This window comes from Bradyrhizobium sp. CIR48, from assembly GCF_014198315.1.
Classification (GTDB): domain Bacteria; phylum Pseudomonadota; class Alphaproteobacteria; order Rhizobiales; family Xanthobacteraceae; genus Bradyrhizobium.
In genome coordinates this window covers 608,648-623,664 of the sequence record NZ_JACIHG010000004.1, presented here as the reverse complement: position 1 = coordinate 623,664, position 15,017 = coordinate 608,648, and the positions used below count along the sequence as shown (strand labels likewise).

The following is a 15,017-nucleotide window of genomic DNA, read 5'->3' as shown; positions in this document are numbered from 1 at the left end:
CGGATAATCTGGCTCACGGACGGCTCCTGTGAATGGGTGTGTGACAACCTCATTCTGGCACACTGATGCCGTAGGGGGCCGTCCACCCCATCACCACAGGGAGTGGTTTGGCGAAGACTCGTTGTTCGGGATTAGCTCTGTCCGCAATCGATAGATCGCGCGGTGGGTCCCGGCGTTCGCCGGGACGACGCCGTGGAGGCTGCCTGCCCTACACCCTCCCGTCCACCATCACCTCGATCAGCTTCGTCCCCGGCCGGCCAAACGCCGACGCCAGCGTCGCCTTCAGCTCGCGGGGATCGCTCACCTTGATCGCCTCGCAGCCGAGCGCCTTGGCGACGCCGGCGAAATCCACGGGCGGATCGACGAAATCCATGCCGACATAATTGTCGTCGCCGTGGAAGGCGAGCAGGCGCTGCTTGATGATGCGGTAGCCGCCATTGTTGACGATGACGACGTTGAGCGGCAGCTTGTGATGCGCCGCGGTCCATAGCGACTGGATCGAATACATCGCGCTGCCGTCGCCCGAGAAGCAGACGACCGGCCGATCAGGATTGGCGATGCTGGCGCCGACCGAGGCCGGGAGGCCCCAGCCGATGCCGCCCGAGGCAAGACCGTGATAACCGTAGCGATCGCGATGCGGCCGCAGCGCCGTCACTTGACGGCTGGAGGTGAGGCCTTCGTCGACGAGGATGGCATTGTCAGGCATGGCCTCGACCATTTGCAGCACCAGGAAGTCCGGATCGATTGGCGTGCGACCAGCGCTCTTGCCGATCTGCTCGACCAGCGCCGCGCGGCGTGCGGTCCAGTTCTTCGGCGCGAGTTCGGCGAGACGCTGCTTGGCGCGGCTCGCCAGTGTCGCGCCACCCATCTCCTTCAGCACCGGGATCAGCGCGCGCAAGGTTTCCTTCAGATCGGCCTTCAGGGCGATCTCGACGCCGTAATTCTTGGCGATCTCCCAGTCGACGAGGCCGATCTGCACGATGCCGAGACCATCAGGCAGCGCATCGACCTCGCTATAAACAGACATCCGCAACGGATCGCCGCCAAGCGCAATCAGGAGATCGTATGGCGCGAGCGTATCGCGCGCGACCTTCTGCACGCGTGCCAGCGTGCCGACGAAGCTCGGGCTCTCTGACAGGAAGTGCGAGCCATAGGGCGTCGAGGATTGAAAGGCCGCCGCGCCGAGCAGTTCGGCAAGTTCGGCGGCCTCCTTCAGCGCATCGCTCTTGACCACCTCGTCCATGGTGACGATGACGGGGCGCTCCGCCCTGAGCAGGCGCGCAGCAAACGCCTTGAGCGCTTCGTCCGACGGCCTTGTCCGCGCGTCGATGCGGGTGGAGCGGCCGAGATCGATCCCGGCTTCGCTGTTCAGGATGTCGCCGGGCAGCGAGATGAACACCGGCCCCGTCGGCGGCGTCGTCGCAATCTTGGCGGCACGGCGCACGATGCGCGGCAGATCCTCCAGCCGCGTCACCTCCACCGCCCACTTCACCAGCGGCTCGGCCATGCGCACCAGCGGGCCATACAGCACTGGCTCCATCAGGCCATGGCCCTGCTCCTGCTGGCCGGCGGTCAGGATCATCGGCGTACCCGTGAACTGGGCGTTGTAGAGCGAGCCCATCGCGTTGCCGAGGCCGGGCGCGACATGGACGTTGCAGGCGACGAGCTTTCCCGAAGCGCGGCTATAGCCATCGGCGATCGCGACCACCAGACTCTCCTGCATTGCCATCACATAAGTGAGGTCTGGATGGTCCTTCAGCGCATGCATGATCGGCAGCTCGGTGGTGCCGGGGTTGCCGAACAGATGCGTGATGCCCTCGTCCTTGAGCAGCGCGAGAAAGGCGGAGCGGCCGGTGATCTTGTTCTTCATGTTTCCTCCAGGAGCGGACGTTGCCGCAAGGACTGAAAGCATGATGGCCGAAGTCGCGGGAGGCGCGCAAGGAAGCGTGGTCATGGCTGCGTTGCATGGAAACCCCGCTCGTGTCCCGGACGCGACGCAGCGCGCAGCGGTGCGGTGCAGAGCCGGGACCCAGTTGCTCGCCGCATTCTCCGCCGTATGGGCCCCGGCTCAGCGGAGCGTCACTTCGTGCCGCACCGCTTCCGGGGCACGAGAGCGGAGTACGTTGCGCATTACATCTCCTCCCGCCCCAGCTCGAACGGGTCCTCGCCACCCGACCGCTTCTTCTTTTTCGAGCGCTGCCAGACCACGCCCGGAAAGCCTTTCAGCGGCACCAGCGGCTCGCCGGTATAGGCCCATTCCTGCAGCTCTTCGATCGCGATGTGATAGAGCGGCTGGCGGCCGGTGCGCTCCCTGAAGAGCGCACGCGGGATGTTGACCATGTGCGGACCGCGCGGACGTTCATAGGCGATCGGCGTCCCGCATTGCGAGCAGAAGCTGCGCGTGGTCCTGGTGGACTTGTCCTCGTAGCGCGTCAGCGCCGTCTTGCCTGACGTAATGCGAAACCGCTTCTTCCAGCTGCCGACATAGGTCGCGTACGCCGCGCCGTGAGCGCGGCGGCTGGAGGCGGAGTGATCGTGCCAGGCCCAGCGCGCAGGGATATCGATCTCGAAGGTGACCTTGCCGCAGAGGCATTGCCCGGTGGCGAGGCCTGCGGCGGCTGCGGCTTTGGCCATTTGTGTTTTCCCTGCTGTCATTCCGGGATGGTGCGAAGCACCAGACCCGGAATCTCGAGATTCTCCGGTGCGCAATTGCGCACCATAGTTCGATGCTACGCATCGCCCGGATGACGGAAGAGATCAGGCCGGCGTCAGCTCGTCATAAACAGGATAATCCGTGTACCCCTTCTCCTCGCCGCCGTAGAACGTCGCGCGGTTGTACGGCGTGATCGGATAGTCGTGCTGCAGGCGGCGCGGCAGATCGGGATTGGAGATGAAGATGCGGCCGAAGGCAATGATGTCGGCGTGCCCCTCGGCGATCGCGGCATTGGCGGTCTCGCCGGTGAAGCCTCCGGCGGTCATCAGCACGCCGCTGTAGTGCGGACGGAACAGCACCATCGCGGAAGGCACGTTCTCCCAATGGACGTCGGCACGGCCGGCGCCGCTGGAGCGCGGCTCGATGAAGTGCAGATAGGCAAGGCCGACTTTGTCGAGCGCCTTCACCACGTGGGTGTAGAGCGGCATCGGATCGGGCTCGCCGGAATCATTGGCGATGCCATGCGGCGACAGCCGCACGCCGACGCGGTTCGCCCCCCAGACGTCGATCGCGGCCTGCGTGATCTCCAGCAGCAGCCGCGCGCGGTTCTCGATCGATCCACCATATTGATCGGTGCGCTGGTTGCTGCGTGATTGCAGGAATTGCTCGAGCAGATAGCCGTTGGCACCGTGGATCTCGACGCCGTCGAAGCCGGCCGCGAGCGCATTCTTCGCGCCTTGCCGGAAGGCCTCGACGATACCCTTGACCTCCTCGGTCTCCAGCGCGCGCGGCGCCTCATAGTCCGAGATCTTGCCGTCGGCCGTCATCGCCTTCATGCCCTCGGCCTTGATCGGGATCGCCGAAGCCGAAACCGGCAGCTCGCCGCCGTGGAACGAGGAATGCGAGACGCGGCCGACATGCCAGAGCTGGAGGAAGATGATGCCGCCCTTGGCGTGCACGGCATCCGTCACCTTGCGCCAGCCGGCGATCTGCGCCTCGGAATAGATGCCGGGCGTCGCCGGATTGCCGCGGCCGTGCGAGAGCACCGGCGAGGCTTCGGCGATGAGCAGGCCGCCTTGCGTCGCACGCTGGCCGTAATATTCGGCGTTGAGCGGCCTCGGAGAAAAGCTCTCGCGCTCGGCCCGCATGCGCGTCAGCGGTGCCATCGCCACGCGATGCGCAAGCTTGTACGGCCCGACCTGCAACGGTCTAAACAACGCCTCGAATTTCATGCTGACCCCGAATTACTTTGGAAGGATGCGGATCATATAGCGAGGGGCGGCCCCCGGAAAAGGCGCCGCCCCACAAAAGCAGATATTCCCTCTCGCGGAAGGCGGAGAGCACAGGGGCTAGGCCGTCTTGACCCAGACGGCCTTCACGTTGAGATATTCCTCGACATGCTGCTTGCCGGACTCGCGGCCATAGCCGCTCATCTTGTAGCCGCCGAAGGGCACGGCCGGGTCCATGGCCTGGTAGCAGTTCACCCACACCGAACCGGCACGCAGCGATTTTGCGACCGCATGCGCTTTGCTGACGTCGCGCGTCCACAGGCCCGAACCGAGGCCGAAGGTGGTGTTGTTGGCGCGCTTGACCAGCTCGTCCATGTCCTTGAATGCGATCGCTGAGATGACGGGGCCAAAAATCTCCTCCTGCGCGATGCGCATGTTGTCCTGCACGCCTGCGAACACGGTCGGCGAGACGAAGAAGCCCTTCGACAATGCCCCCTCGGTGACGCGGCCCCCGCCGGCGAGCGCCTTCGCGCCTTCCTTCTGGCCGATGTCGAGATAGCCGGTGACGCGCTCGAGCTGCTGCTCGGACACCAGCGGGCCGATCTGCACATTGGGATCGAGACCGTTGCCGACCTGCAGCTTCTTGCCGAACTCGGCGACGCGGCCGACGAACTCCTCGTAGATCGACTGCTCGACGAAAAGGCGCGTGCCGGCGCTGCAGATCTGGCCCGAATTGGCGAACACCGCCATCGCCGCACCCGGCACTGCGGCGTCGAGATCGGCGTCGGCGAACACGATGTCCGGCGACTTGCCGCCGAGCTCGAGCGAAACACGCTTCAAGTTGCCGGCGGAGGCGCGGATGATCGACTGACCCGTGACATGCGAGCCGGTGAAGGCGACCTTGTCGACGTCATGATGCGAGGCGAGCGCGGCGCCCGCGGTCTCGCCATAGCCGGGCACGACGTTGACGACGCCGGGCGGAATGCCGGCCTCCATCGCCAGCTCCGCGATGCGCAGCGAGGTCAGCGGCGCCTCTTCGGCGGGCTTGAGCACCACGGTGCAGCCGGTCGCGATCGCCGGACCGATCTTCCAGATCGTCGCGGTCAGCGGGCCGTTCCAGGGAATGATGGCGCCGACGACACCGATCGGCTCCTTCAGCGTGTAGGAGAAGATTTCGCCGGGCAACGAGTTCTCGATGGTCTCGCCGTGGATCGCCGTGGTCTGGCCGGCGTAATAACGCAGCATGCCGACGGCGCGCAGACGATAGGCCCGGGTGCGGCTGAGAGGCGCACCCATGTCGAGGGTGTCGAGCTGCGACAATTCGTCGAAATTCTTCTCGACGAGATCGGCGAGCTTGAGCAGCAGATTCTGCCGCTCGAACGGTTTCACTTTGCTCCAGGGGCCCTCGAAGGCGCGGCGGGCGGCGGCAACCGCACGATCGATGTCTTCCTTGTCGCCCTCGGCGACGGTTGCGAGCAATTCGCCGGTGGCAGGGTTGTGAGTCTCGAAGCGCTTGCCTGAGGCTGCGTCGACCCACTTCCCGTCGATCAGCATCTGCTTGTAGGACCCATTCGCGAACGGATGGCGCGTGATCGGAATAGCCTGCGACACAGCCATGGCTGCACTCCCTGTCAGGTGATTTATTGGTTCGATCTGGGCGGGATCGTTGAGATGAAGGATACAGCCGTGCCGGATAGGCGTAAAGGCAGCGCCGAACGAAGACCTCCCATGCCAACTTGTGCAGGGTCGGAGTGCTGCCATGTTATAACGCGACGAAGAGTCCTCCCCGGAGATGATCCATGCCACATCCCGCCATCGTCAAAGACAATGTCGCCGTGATCACAGGTGGCGCATCCGGAATCGGATTTGCCGCCGCCGCAGCGTTCGCGCGCGCCGGCATGAAGGTGTGTATCGCGGACGTGGACCAGAAGCGGCTGGCGGACGCTGCGACAAAACTGTCATCCGTCACGGTTGCCACGAACGTGATGACCTTCGCCGTCGATGTCAGCAGCGCGGAGAGCGTGACGGAACTGGAACACGTCGTGGCTGCGCAGTTCGGCGGAACGGACCTGCTCATGAACAATGCCGGCATCCAGCCGGGCAGCACGCTGTTCGGCGAACCCGACAATTGGCAGCGCATCATCGCCGTCAATATGTGGGGCATCATCAACGGCTCGCGCATCTTCGCACCCAACATGATCGCACGCGGCAAGACCGGCCTCATCATCAACACCGGCTCGAAGCAGGGCATCACCACGCCGCCGGGCGATCCCGCCTACAATGTCTCCAAGGCCGGCGTGAAGGCATTTACCGAAGCGCTTCAGCACGAGCTGCGCAACATGAGAGACTGTCGCGTCACGGCACATTTGCTTATTCCCGGCTTCGTCTTCACCGGCCTCACCGCGAAGGGGCGCACCGAAAAGCCGGCCGGCGCCTGGACGCCGGAGCAAACTGTCGATTTCATGCTGGCGCGGCTGGAGGCGGGCGATTTCTACATCCTGTGCCCGGACAACGACGTGCCGCGCGCGCTCGACGAGAAGCGCATGCAATGGGCCGCCGGCGACATCGTCGAGAACCGCCCGCCGCTGTCGCGCTGGCACCCGGACTACGCGGATGCGTTCACCAGGTTCGTGGAAGGGAAATAACTGTCAGACCCTCATGGTGAGGAGCGCGCCCTTGCGCGCGTCTCGAACCATGCAGGCCCGGCTGCAACAGCCCGGCCTCGATCCTTCGAGACGCCCGCTTTCAGCGGGCTCCTCAGGATGAGGGTTGGAGTGTTCGCGGCGCGGTAAGTCGCAACCGCCCTACAGCGTCTCTTGCTGATGCCCGCAATTCTTGCAAGCGAACTTGACCCGGGTCTGGCCTTTTTCCGCCTGGATCCGGTTCGGCGCGCCGCACTTGCCGCAGACGGCCTCGATGCGGGTCGCGCCCTGCTTGACGACGATGGTCTTCTTTTCCATCGATTCGCGGATCAGGCGCTCGGCCTCCTCACGCAGCGATTGTTTCGACAAAGCTCGTCTCCGCCTCTGGAAAGCGCGAGAGCCATAACGCACCTGCGTTCGAAGTACAATGCGGGATGCGGATCGGAAGGCCCGATCAAAACGTCATTCCGGGTGGTCGCGGACGCGAGAGCCGCGGCGCGACGCTCCGCGGCTCTCTTGCTCGTGGTCCGATTGGCGCAAGGCACATTCTTCAAGCCGCCTTGGAAACCTCCATCAGCAGCCGTTCGGCCTTGGCATCCTCGATGCGGTTCACCAGCCGGCTGCTCTCGTGATTGTCGCGCACGGTCTTGGTCAGGGTGATGCAGGTCTGGATCAGCATCACGATGCCCATGGTGAGATAGCCCTTCATCCAGAGGTCGATCGGCAGGAAGAAGATGCCGATGGCAATGAGGAACGCGGAGGCTGCGAAGGACGCGTAAGTGAAGGTCACCCAGGCGCTGCTATGGGGTTGGCCGTTCTGGTTCATGATCGTCTCCTGTTGGTTCGAATGATGATGGGGTTGGGGATCAGGCAGTCGGCGCGCGCTTGGACTTCAACCGGACCAGCACGTCGTCCGCAGTCGTCTTCAGCCGGGGGCCAAAACCCTGCTCGGCGAGTCTCTCGGCGGTGGCGAGCGGACCGGTGGCCGCATCGAGCTCGACCAGCGCATCATCGGCCGCCTGGGCCTCCACCTGCCGCTCGCGCAGGCGCCGCAGGGTGCTCTCCGCCTCCGGCAACGTGGATTCGTAAGGGCGTGCCGCCTCGATGCCGCTGCGGCGAAGCGAGCGCACCGCCTCCGAGGCGCGGGCGACGCGGCGGCCGCGATCGAGCTCGGTGATGCGGGCCTGCGCGGTTGCGACGTGTCGCTTCAGCCGGGCGATCTCGGTCGCGAACAAGGCGCGGGCCGTCATCGCCGCATCGCGGTCGGCCTCCAAGCCTGCGATGGCTTCGGCAGCGTCCCTGGCGAGATCCTCGCGGCCGCCGTCGAGCGCCGCAACCGCGCGCGTCTCGAGATCGGCAATGCGGGCGATCGTCGCCTCGAGCTTGCGGCCTTCCTGCTGATCCTGCGCGATGGCCAGGGCCAGCGTCCGCTTGCTGCGCTCGACGGCGGCTGCCGCATCCCGCATCTGCTGGTCGAGGATCAGAAGGGCAGTTCGGTCTTCCAGCTCTTCGCCGGCGGCGGCCACGCTGCCGCGGAAAAGTGTCACGACGGTCTTGAACATCTGTTGCTCCCTGTTATGAGCGTTGCTCACAGAACCTTTGTAGCAACAACCTTGAACATTGTTCAAGAGAAATTTGAGCAACGCTCAAGAATTTCGCCGACATATGTCTAAAGCCTTGGAACGTCGAGAGAAACTTCGATCCGCGCTCATCCTGGCGGCGGAACGGATGATCGCGGACCGTGGTTTGTCAGGGCTGAAAACCCGCGATCTCGCCCGCGAGATCGGCTGCGCCAATGGTGCGGTCTATAATCTCGTGGCCGACATGGACGAGCTGATCCTGCGTGTGGGGTCGCGCACGTTGCTCCGGCTCGACGAGGCGCTGAGCGTGGCGGAAGGCGCGGGCGTCCCCTCGCCGCAGGAGACCCTGGTCCGCATCGCCATCGCCTATTGCGATTTCGCGGCGGAAAATCTCCAGCTCTGGCGCGCGCTGTTCGAGCACCGCATGGAGGCCGACAAGGTCGTCCCCGACTGGTCCGTCGCGGATCAGATGCAGCTGTTCCGCCACATCTACCAGCCGCTGGCCGCGCTGTTTCCAAAGCGCGGCCAGGAGGAGCTCGGCATCACCGCGCGCAGCCTGTTCTCGGCGGTGCATGGCATGGTGGCGCTGGGGTTGGAGCAGAAGCTGGTCGCCGTGCCGCTACCGGCGCTGCGCAAGGAAATCGCAGGCCTCGTGCGCGCGATGATTGACGGACTGATCGCGCGGGCGCCGTAGAGCCGCGCAGCAGCGGGATCGTAGAGATCTCGCCTGCACCAACGAACGTGCATATGCGCTCCGCTTTACTTCCTCGCACAGCACCGGATCCGAATCTCGACGAGAGTAGGAACGAACATTCCGAGGGTCGGTTGACGCGCATAGTTTCCCTCAGAGCGCGAGCCCTCCCATGTATCATCACGTCAAAAAACTGATGTTCACCGTGCGTGTCGACGAACCCGATCCCCGCTTCGGCAATATGCTGCTCGAGCAGTTCGGCGGCGCCAACGGGGAACTCGCGGCCGCGATGCAATACTCGATTCAAGGTTTGAATTGCGAGGACCCCGACCGCAAGGATCTCTTGATGGATATCGGCACCGAAGAGCTCAGCCATCTCGAAGTCGTCGGTTGTCTCGCACGGATGCATCTTGCGCCTTCGAAGAACGACCGCCAGGCGGCGGAAGCCGATCCGCTGATTGCGATCGCCGGCGGCGGCGGCGTCAACCTGTTCAATTCGCAAGGCAATCCCTGGACCGCCGACTATCTCAAGATCACCGGCGAGCTCGACGTCGACCTCCGCAGCAACATCGCCGCCGAGGCGCGCGCGAAGATCGTCTATGAACGGCTGATCAATTTCTGCGACGACGCCGGCAGCAAGGACGCACTCCAGTTCCTGATGACGCGGGAGATCACTCATATGAAGGCGTTCGCGCGAGCGCTCGAAAGCCTGGCGAAGCCGGCCTTCAGCGTCGGCAGGATCGCGCCGACGCCCGGCCTGGTGAACCAGTACTTCAACGATTCCACCGGCAGCGGTGAGCACGGCGAAATCGACACCCGCGGTCCCTGGAACGAGGGTGAGGACTGGGTGTTCACGGAATCGCCCGCGCTGCAGTCCGCCGATCCCGGCGCCGGACGAAGCCGGCCTGACCGATCTGCTGCTCCATGAACTGCGCGACATTCTCCATGCCGAGAAGCAGTTGACCAAGGCGCTTCCCAAGATGGCGCAGGCCGCCCGCTTCGACCAGCTGCGGGAATTGTTCGAGCTGCATCTGGCCGAGACCGAGAATCAGATCGAGCGCATCAACGAATGCTTCGAGCTGCTCGGCGAGAACGCGCGCGCCAAGCCTTGCAAGGGCATGATGGGCCTCATCGAGGAAGGCCAGGAGGTCATGAAGGAAGGCGAAGAAAAAGAGGACGCAGCCGCCGACCTCGCACTGATTTCTGCGGCTCAACGCGTCGAACATTACGAGATGTCCGGCTATACCACCGCACGCAACCTGGCACAGCAGCTCCGGCATAGCGCAGTGGTCGCCCTGCTCTCCAAATCCCTCGCCGAAGAGGAAAACGCCGATCTCCTGCTCAATCAGGTCGCGCGATCGCTGATGTCGGTTGCGAAGATGCCTGCCGCTCTGGAGCAGGCCGAATAGGAAGCGCCTGGCGCAACGCACCGGCGCACTGAATGAAACCGCCTCGCGCCGTCGCGCGAGGCGGCCGGCCACGGAGACGGTACGATCATTCGTGCCGGTGGCACACACCTTGCCTCTCGATACCGGACAATTGCCGGACAGGAGGCCCCCATGAGCAGTTCACCCTTCCATATCAGCCGCCGCAGCGTGGTGCTCGGCGGCGTGGGTGCCGTCGGCATAAGTGCCGTCGCGCCTTCCTTCGCCTGGGCGCAGGGCCGGAGCGAGACGCTGCTGGTGGTGCAGGAGCTGGGCCCGAACTCGCTGGACATGCAGGGCGTCGGCTCCAACCAGACCGTGAACGGGCTATCGTGGAATTGCTACGACCGCCTGCTCTCCTACGCCTCCAAGACGCTGCCGGACGGAACGCTGTCGTATGATCGCGAGAGGCTCGCGCCCGAACTCGCCGAGAGCTGGGAGGTCGCGGCCGACGGCATGTCCTGCACCTTCCGCCTGCGAAAAGATGCAAAATTCCACGACCGGACGCCGGTTACGGCCAAGGACGTGAAATGGTCGTTCGACCGCGCGGTGAAGGTCGGCGGCTTTCCGACCTTCCAAATGTCGGCGGGATCGCTGGAAAAGCCCGAGCAGTTCGTGGTCGTCGACGATCACACTTTCCGCATCGACTATGTCCGCAAGGACAAGATGCTGCTGTTCAACGTCGCCGTCGTGGTGCCGTTCATCATCAATTCCGAGTTGGCGAAGAAAAATGCGACGGTTGAAGACCCGTGGGCGCTCGCGTGGCTGAAGAACAACGAGGCCGGCGGCGGCGCCTACAGGATCGAGAGCTGGAAGCCCGGCAGCGAGACCGTGCTGGCGCGCTTCGACGACTGGAAGAGCGGACCGTTGCCGAAGATCAGGCGCGTGATCGCACGCGACGTTCCCTCCGGCGGCACGCGCCGCGCCATGCTGGAGCGAGGCGATGCGGACTTGTCGAGCGGCTTTGCGCCGCGCGATTTCGACCAGCTGATCAGGGAAGGCAAGGTCAGGGTGTCGGGCGTGCCGATCCCCAATGCGCTCTGGTACGTTGCTCTGAACACCGCAAAGCCGCCGTTCGACAACGCCAAGCTGCGCCAGGCCATCGCCTGGGCGATGCCGTATGAGCAGATCCAGAGCAGCGCGTTCTTTGGCCGTGCCGTTCCCATGTACGGCGGCGCCGCCAACGTATCAAAGCCGGTCTGGCCGCAGCCGTTTCCCTATGTCGCCGATCTCGACAAGGCCAAGGCGTTGGTGAAGGAGGCCGGCTTCGCCTCCGGCCTGGAGACGACCTTGTCGCTCGACTCAGGCACCGCGACCGTCGGCGAGCCGACCGCGATCCTGATCCAGGAGAACCTCACCAAGATCGGCATCAAGGCGGCAATCGAGAAGATCCCCGGCGCGAACTGGCGGACGACGCTGAATAAAAAAGAGCTGCCGCTTGCGCTCAACCGTTTCAGCGGCTGGCTCGATTATCCCGAATATTACTTCTACTGGAATTTCCACGGCAACAACTCGATCTTCAACATCTCCTCCTACCAGAACAAGGAGATGGACGCGCTGATCGACAAGGCCCGCTTCACCGCGGACGCAGCCGAGTACGACCGGTGCGTGAAGGACTTCATCGCGCTCTGCATCCGCGACGTGCCGATCGTTCCGCTCAACCAGCCAATCCACGACGTCGCCATGCAGAAGGCCGTCACCGGCTACGAGTTCTGGTTTCACCGCGAGCCGGACTACCGTCAGTATGTGAAAAGCTAGTCCTGGCGGGCGAGGCTGATCGCGCCCGAGCCTACGCGTGCCTGCTCGACCGGAAACCCTCTTTCCAGCCGCGTCGCGCTGGCGCTCAGCATCGCCGCATCGAGCCTGCCCTGCCGTAAGCCGTCCAGAGCGCAGGCGAAGACTCGGTAGAACTGCGCGCCGTCATAGGCGACCAGCAGCAGGTCGACGCCGGCATTGATCGCCTCGACCACGGCCTTGCAGACGTCGTTCTGGTAAATCGCACCCATCACGAGGTCGTCGGTCATCACCATGCCCTGGTAGCCCCATTTGTCACGGAGAATGCCATCGACGACGCGCTTGGAATGCGAGGCGGCGCGGTCGGGATCGACCGCGGTCAGCGTGACATGCCCGACCATCAGCGCGCTACGCGAATGCGACAGCACCTCGCGGAACGGAAGCCAGTCGGTGGCTTCCAATTCCCCGACCGGCGTATCGAGATTGGCACTGAAATGATGCGTGTCGTTACGCACGCGGCCGATGCCCGGGAAATGCTTGAGCGTGGCACCGACGCCGGATTCTTCCAGCCCGCGGACATAGGCGCTTGCGATCGTGCTGACGACAGCAGGATCGGTTGCAATTGCGCGCTGGCCGATCAGCGTGTGAAAATCGAGACGATTGCGCCTCGCCGGCGGCTTGAGGTCGAGCACCGGCGCGAGATTGAGGTTGACGCCAAGCGCGCTGAGCTCATGTCCGTGAATGCGGCCGAATTCTTCGGCTTTGGCCTGCTGGTCGTCGGGAGCTAGCCCAGTGAGCGTCGCCAGCGCCGGCACCTTGGTGAGCGGCGGGGCAAGATGCCCGACGATGCCGCCTTCCTGGTCGGCAGCGACGACCAGCGGCGGCAGGCCCGCCGCGCGCCGCTTGTCCTGAAGCGCCGAGATTTCGGCACGTAGCGCCGCAATCGTCCGGCCCCGGATGTTGTGCCGGGTCACGTAGACGCCGCCGATCAATCCCTGCTCGGCCAGCCGCGCGACCTCGGGAAACGAGGAATAGCCGACCATGAAATGAGGCCCGAGCTGTCGCGCCTCGGCGGCGCTTGCGCCGAGAACGTCGTGCTTGCGCAGCTCGAACTTCAGATGTGCCGCGGACATCAGGAGTGGCGGCAAGCACCAGAGCGTGACGAGCAGCTTGCCCGCGATACTACGCCAGCGCCCGCGGCGCAGCAGGAGAACGACGATCGCGATGCTTGCGACGACAAGCGCGATGTTTCCGGCGCCGCGCAACGGGACCAGATAGGGATCGTTCTTGTTCGCGGCCGCGAATGCGACCACAGGCGCGGCAAGCCAGAGCAGGATGAGACCGATACGGCGGAGGAATTGCATGATGCATCACGCGCTGGGAGTGGCGATGCTTCGCACCTATCAAAGCGATTTGCGCTGGGCGAGAGGCAAAAGCGCGCCTGCACGAAAACTGCAAAAGACTCCTGAAACCGTGCAGACGATGATCCCGGCTTCTGCACAAGCACCGTTCAGACTTCGTGATGCCACCAATCACGAAAGGTCTTCTGGACATGACGAGCCTGGCTTCGACGATAGCAGCGGACCTCCAGCCGCTCAGGCATTCCTCCATTCCGGCCAAGCTCAGCCTCGCGCTGGTGCTGGCCGCACTGGCGGACTGGTTGTTCTATGGCCACCGGATCGGCCTATCGCTGGCCCTCTTTGCCGTCGCCACCGCTTGCGTGTCGGTGCTCTTCAATCACGCGGCCCTGAACCTGCGGCGCGCCCTGATCGCCACAGCCATTCTCATCGCCGGCCTCGCACCGGCCGTCGAGGAGCTCAACGCGATCTCGTTGCTGATCCTCGGCGCGGCGCTGCTTATCGCCCTGCTGCTGGCGACCAATCCGGAAGCGACCGGACTCGCCGACCGCGTCCGCGCGCTACGCAACTTCATCCTGCTCGGCCCCTTGAGGTTCTTCCTCGATGCGCCTCAGGGGTTCAACGCGTCGGCGCTGACCCGCGGCATCGCGCGCTGGCTGCTCCCTGCAGCACTCAGCACGGTCTTCGTCGCGCTGTTCGCCGCGGCCAATCCGGTGATCGAGCAATGGGTGTCCCTGCTCAATCCGAAACTCATCCTCCAATATATCAGCATCCCGCGCGTCCTGTTCTGGGCCTTGATGCTGGCGCTGGTCTGGCCGTTCATCCATGTGCGCTGGCGGCGCAAATCCATCGTCACCACCGCCGTCGCGGACGGACCTGTGCCGCCGCCGCTCCCGCCGCTGGTCTCGGCGGAGTTTCTTGGCCCCTCCACCATCCTGCGCTCGTTGATCCTGTTCAATCTGCTGTTCGCGGCGCAGTCCATTCTCGACGGCATCTATCTCTGGGGCCATATGGCGCTGCCGGACAATCTGACCTACGCGGGCTATGCGCATCGCGGCGCCTATCCGCTGATCGTGACCGCCCTGCTCGCGGCGGCTTTCGTGCTTGTTGCGATGCGCCCGGGCGGGCCGGCTGAGAAATCGCCAGTGATCCGCCCGCTGGTCTATCTCTGGGTCGGGCAGAACGTGCTTCTCGTCGCCTCCTCCATCCTTCGCCTCGACCTCTACGTCGACATCTACATGCTGACCTACTGGCGGATCGCGGCCTTCATCTGGATGGGGCTGGTCGCGCTCGGACTGGTCCTGATCGTGACCCGCATCGCCCTCAACCGGTCCAACCAATGGCTCGTGGGCGTCAATCTGATCGCGCTCGCGATCGTGCTCTATGGCTGCTCACTCGTGAACTTCGATGCCTTCATTGCCGACTACAATGTCAGCCACAGCCGGGAAGCATCGGGCAACGGCGTGCAGATCGACATCGACTATCTCCTGACGCTCGGACCGCAGGCACTCCCCGCCATCGACAGGGCCATCGCACTTCGGCCCGGCGCCAGCGAGAGCTGTCTTGTGTCGCGACGCGACCGCCTTGTAGAACAGCAGCGTCAGGATCTGGCCTGGCGGAGCTGGGGCTTTCGGAGTTGGCGGCTGCAGCGCAGGCTGGACGCGCAGGCGAAAGATCAGACCGGCAGCCGGCCGGCAGGGTGAGCG

The 15,017-nt window shown here is 64.4% G+C and carries 12 protein-coding genes and 1 pseudogene; 5 read left to right on the top strand and 8 right to left on the bottom strand.

What is annotated here, in order from left to right; genetic code table 11:
- Positions 1-208: 208 nt before the first annotated feature.
- The 4 genes from GGD66_RS16520 to GGD66_RS16505 form a co-directional block, all read right to left on the bottom strand.
- Positions 209-1,870 (bottom strand): thiamine pyrophosphate-binding protein, encoded by a 1,662-nt coding sequence (locus tag GGD66_RS16520; RefSeq protein ID WP_183258357.1) that lies wholly within the window; start codon positions 1,868-1,870, stop codon positions 209-211.
- 260 nt (positions 1,871-2,130) lie between these two features.
- Complete coding sequence (locus GGD66_RS16515; protein ID WP_018321504.1) at positions 2,131-2,634, bottom strand: GFA family protein; 504 nt, start codon at positions 2,632-2,634, stop codon at positions 2,131-2,133.
- Positions 2,635-2,757: 123 nt separating this feature from the next.
- A complete protein-coding gene (locus GGD66_RS16510) occupies positions 2,758-3,885 on the bottom strand; it encodes an alkene reductase (protein ID WP_183258356.1) in 1,128 nt (375 codons plus the stop codon).
- A 117-nt stretch (positions 3,886-4,002) separates the two neighbouring features.
- A complete protein-coding gene (locus GGD66_RS16505) occupies positions 4,003-5,499 on the bottom strand; it encodes an aldehyde dehydrogenase family protein (protein WP_018321502.1) in 1,497 nt (498 codons plus the stop codon).
- Between the two features lie 182 nt (positions 5,500-5,681).
- Between GGD66_RS16505 and GGD66_RS16500 the strand changes: the two genes are divergently transcribed.
- Positions 5,682-6,527, top strand: coding sequence for an SDR family NAD(P)-dependent oxidoreductase (locus GGD66_RS16500; protein WP_183258355.1), 846 nt, complete (start codon positions 5,682-5,684; stop codon positions 6,525-6,527).
- Positions 6,528-6,686: 159 nt separating this feature from the next.
- Here GGD66_RS16500 and GGD66_RS16495 read toward each other — a convergent pair whose 3' ends face one another.
- From GGD66_RS16495 to GGD66_RS16485, 3 genes are all read right to left on the bottom strand, one after another.
- The gene (locus GGD66_RS16495; RefSeq protein WP_092255423.1) at positions 6,687-6,893 is read right to left on the bottom strand and encodes a hypothetical protein; all 207 of its coding nucleotides are present in this window, start codon (positions 6,891-6,893) and stop codon (positions 6,687-6,689) included.
- Between the two features lie 181 nt (positions 6,894-7,074).
- Entirely contained in the window at positions 7,075-7,350 is a 276-nt protein-coding gene (locus tag GGD66_RS16490; protein WP_018321499.1) for a YiaA/YiaB family inner membrane protein, read from the bottom strand.
- A gap of 40 nt (positions 7,351-7,390) precedes the next feature.
- Positions 7,391-8,086 (bottom strand): PspA/IM30 family protein, encoded by a 696-nt coding sequence (locus tag GGD66_RS16485; protein ID WP_092255426.1) that lies wholly within the window; start codon positions 8,084-8,086, stop codon positions 7,391-7,393.
- A gap of 103 nt (positions 8,087-8,189) precedes the next feature.
- Between GGD66_RS16485 and GGD66_RS16480 the strand changes: the two genes are divergently transcribed.
- From GGD66_RS16480 to GGD66_RS16470, 3 genes and pseudogenes are all read left to right on the top strand, one after another.
- Positions 8,190-8,798 carry a TetR/AcrR family transcriptional regulator gene (locus GGD66_RS16480; RefSeq protein ID WP_092255429.1) on the top strand — a complete coding sequence of 203 codons (609 nt, stop codon included), beginning with the start codon at positions 8,190-8,192 and terminating at the stop codon, positions 8,796-8,798.
- Between the two features lie 169 nt (positions 8,799-8,967).
- Positions 8,968-10,204 (top strand): annotated as a pseudogene (locus tag GGD66_RS16475) (DUF892 family protein).
- 150 nt (positions 10,205-10,354) lie between these two features.
- The gene (locus tag GGD66_RS16470) at positions 10,355-11,977 is read left to right on the top strand and encodes an ABC transporter substrate-binding protein (protein WP_183258354.1); all 1,623 of its coding nucleotides are present in this window, start codon (positions 10,355-10,357) and stop codon (positions 11,975-11,977) included.
- Here GGD66_RS16470 and GGD66_RS16465 read toward each other — a convergent pair.
- Complete coding sequence (locus GGD66_RS16465; RefSeq protein ID WP_183258353.1) at positions 11,974-13,317, bottom strand: glycoside hydrolase family 3 protein; 1,344 nt, start codon at positions 13,315-13,317, stop codon at positions 11,974-11,976. The two genes, GGD66_RS16470 and GGD66_RS16465, sit on opposite strands and share 4 nt — an antisense overlap.
- A gap of 188 nt (positions 13,318-13,505) precedes the next feature.
- Between GGD66_RS16465 and GGD66_RS16460 the strand changes: the two genes are divergently transcribed.
- Entirely contained in the window at positions 13,506-15,014 is a 1,509-nt protein-coding gene (locus GGD66_RS16460) for a DUF4173 domain-containing protein (protein WP_183258352.1), read from the top strand.
- Positions 15,015-15,017: the final 3 nt, after the last annotated feature.

What these genes read in the sequence shown, in the direction of transcription:
- GGD66_RS16520 (WP_183258357.1), bottom strand. Translation starts at nt 1,870, where the DNA reads ATGAAGAACAAGATCACCGGCCGCTCCGCCTTTCTCGCGCTGCTCAAG.
- GGD66_RS16515 (WP_018321504.1), bottom strand. Translation starts at nt 2,634, where the DNA reads ATGGCCAAAGCCGCAGCCGCCGCAGGCCTCGCCACCGGGCAATGCCTC.
- GGD66_RS16510 (WP_183258356.1), bottom strand. Translation starts at nt 3,885, where the DNA reads ATGAAATTCGAGGCGTTGTTTAGACCGTTGCAGGTCGGGCCGTACAAG.
- GGD66_RS16505 (WP_018321502.1), bottom strand. Translation starts at nt 5,499, where the DNA reads ATGGCTGTGTCGCAGGCTATTCCGATCACGCGCCATCCGTTCGCGAAT.
- GGD66_RS16500 (WP_183258355.1), top strand. Translation starts at nt 5,682, where the DNA reads ATGCCACATCCCGCCATCGTCAAAGACAATGTCGCCGTGATCACAGGT.
- GGD66_RS16490 (WP_018321499.1), bottom strand. Translation starts at nt 7,350, where the DNA reads ATGAACCAGAACGGCCAACCCCATAGCAGCGCCTGGGTGACCTTCACT.
- GGD66_RS16485 (WP_092255426.1), bottom strand. Translation starts at nt 8,086, where the DNA reads ATGTTCAAGACCGTCGTGACACTTTTCCGCGGCAGCGTGGCCGCCGCC.
- GGD66_RS16480 (WP_092255429.1), top strand. Translation starts at nt 8,190, where the DNA reads ATGTCTAAAGCCTTGGAACGTCGAGAGAAACTTCGATCCGCGCTCATC.
- GGD66_RS16470 (WP_183258354.1), top strand. Translation starts at nt 10,355, where the DNA reads ATGAGCAGTTCACCCTTCCATATCAGCCGCCGCAGCGTGGTGCTCGGC.
- GGD66_RS16465 (WP_183258353.1), bottom strand. Translation starts at nt 13,317, where the DNA reads ATGCAATTCCTCCGCCGTATCGGTCTCATCCTGCTCTGGCTTGCCGCG.
- GGD66_RS16460 (WP_183258352.1), top strand. Translation starts at nt 13,506, where the DNA reads ATGACGAGCCTGGCTTCGACGATAGCAGCGGACCTCCAGCCGCTCAGG.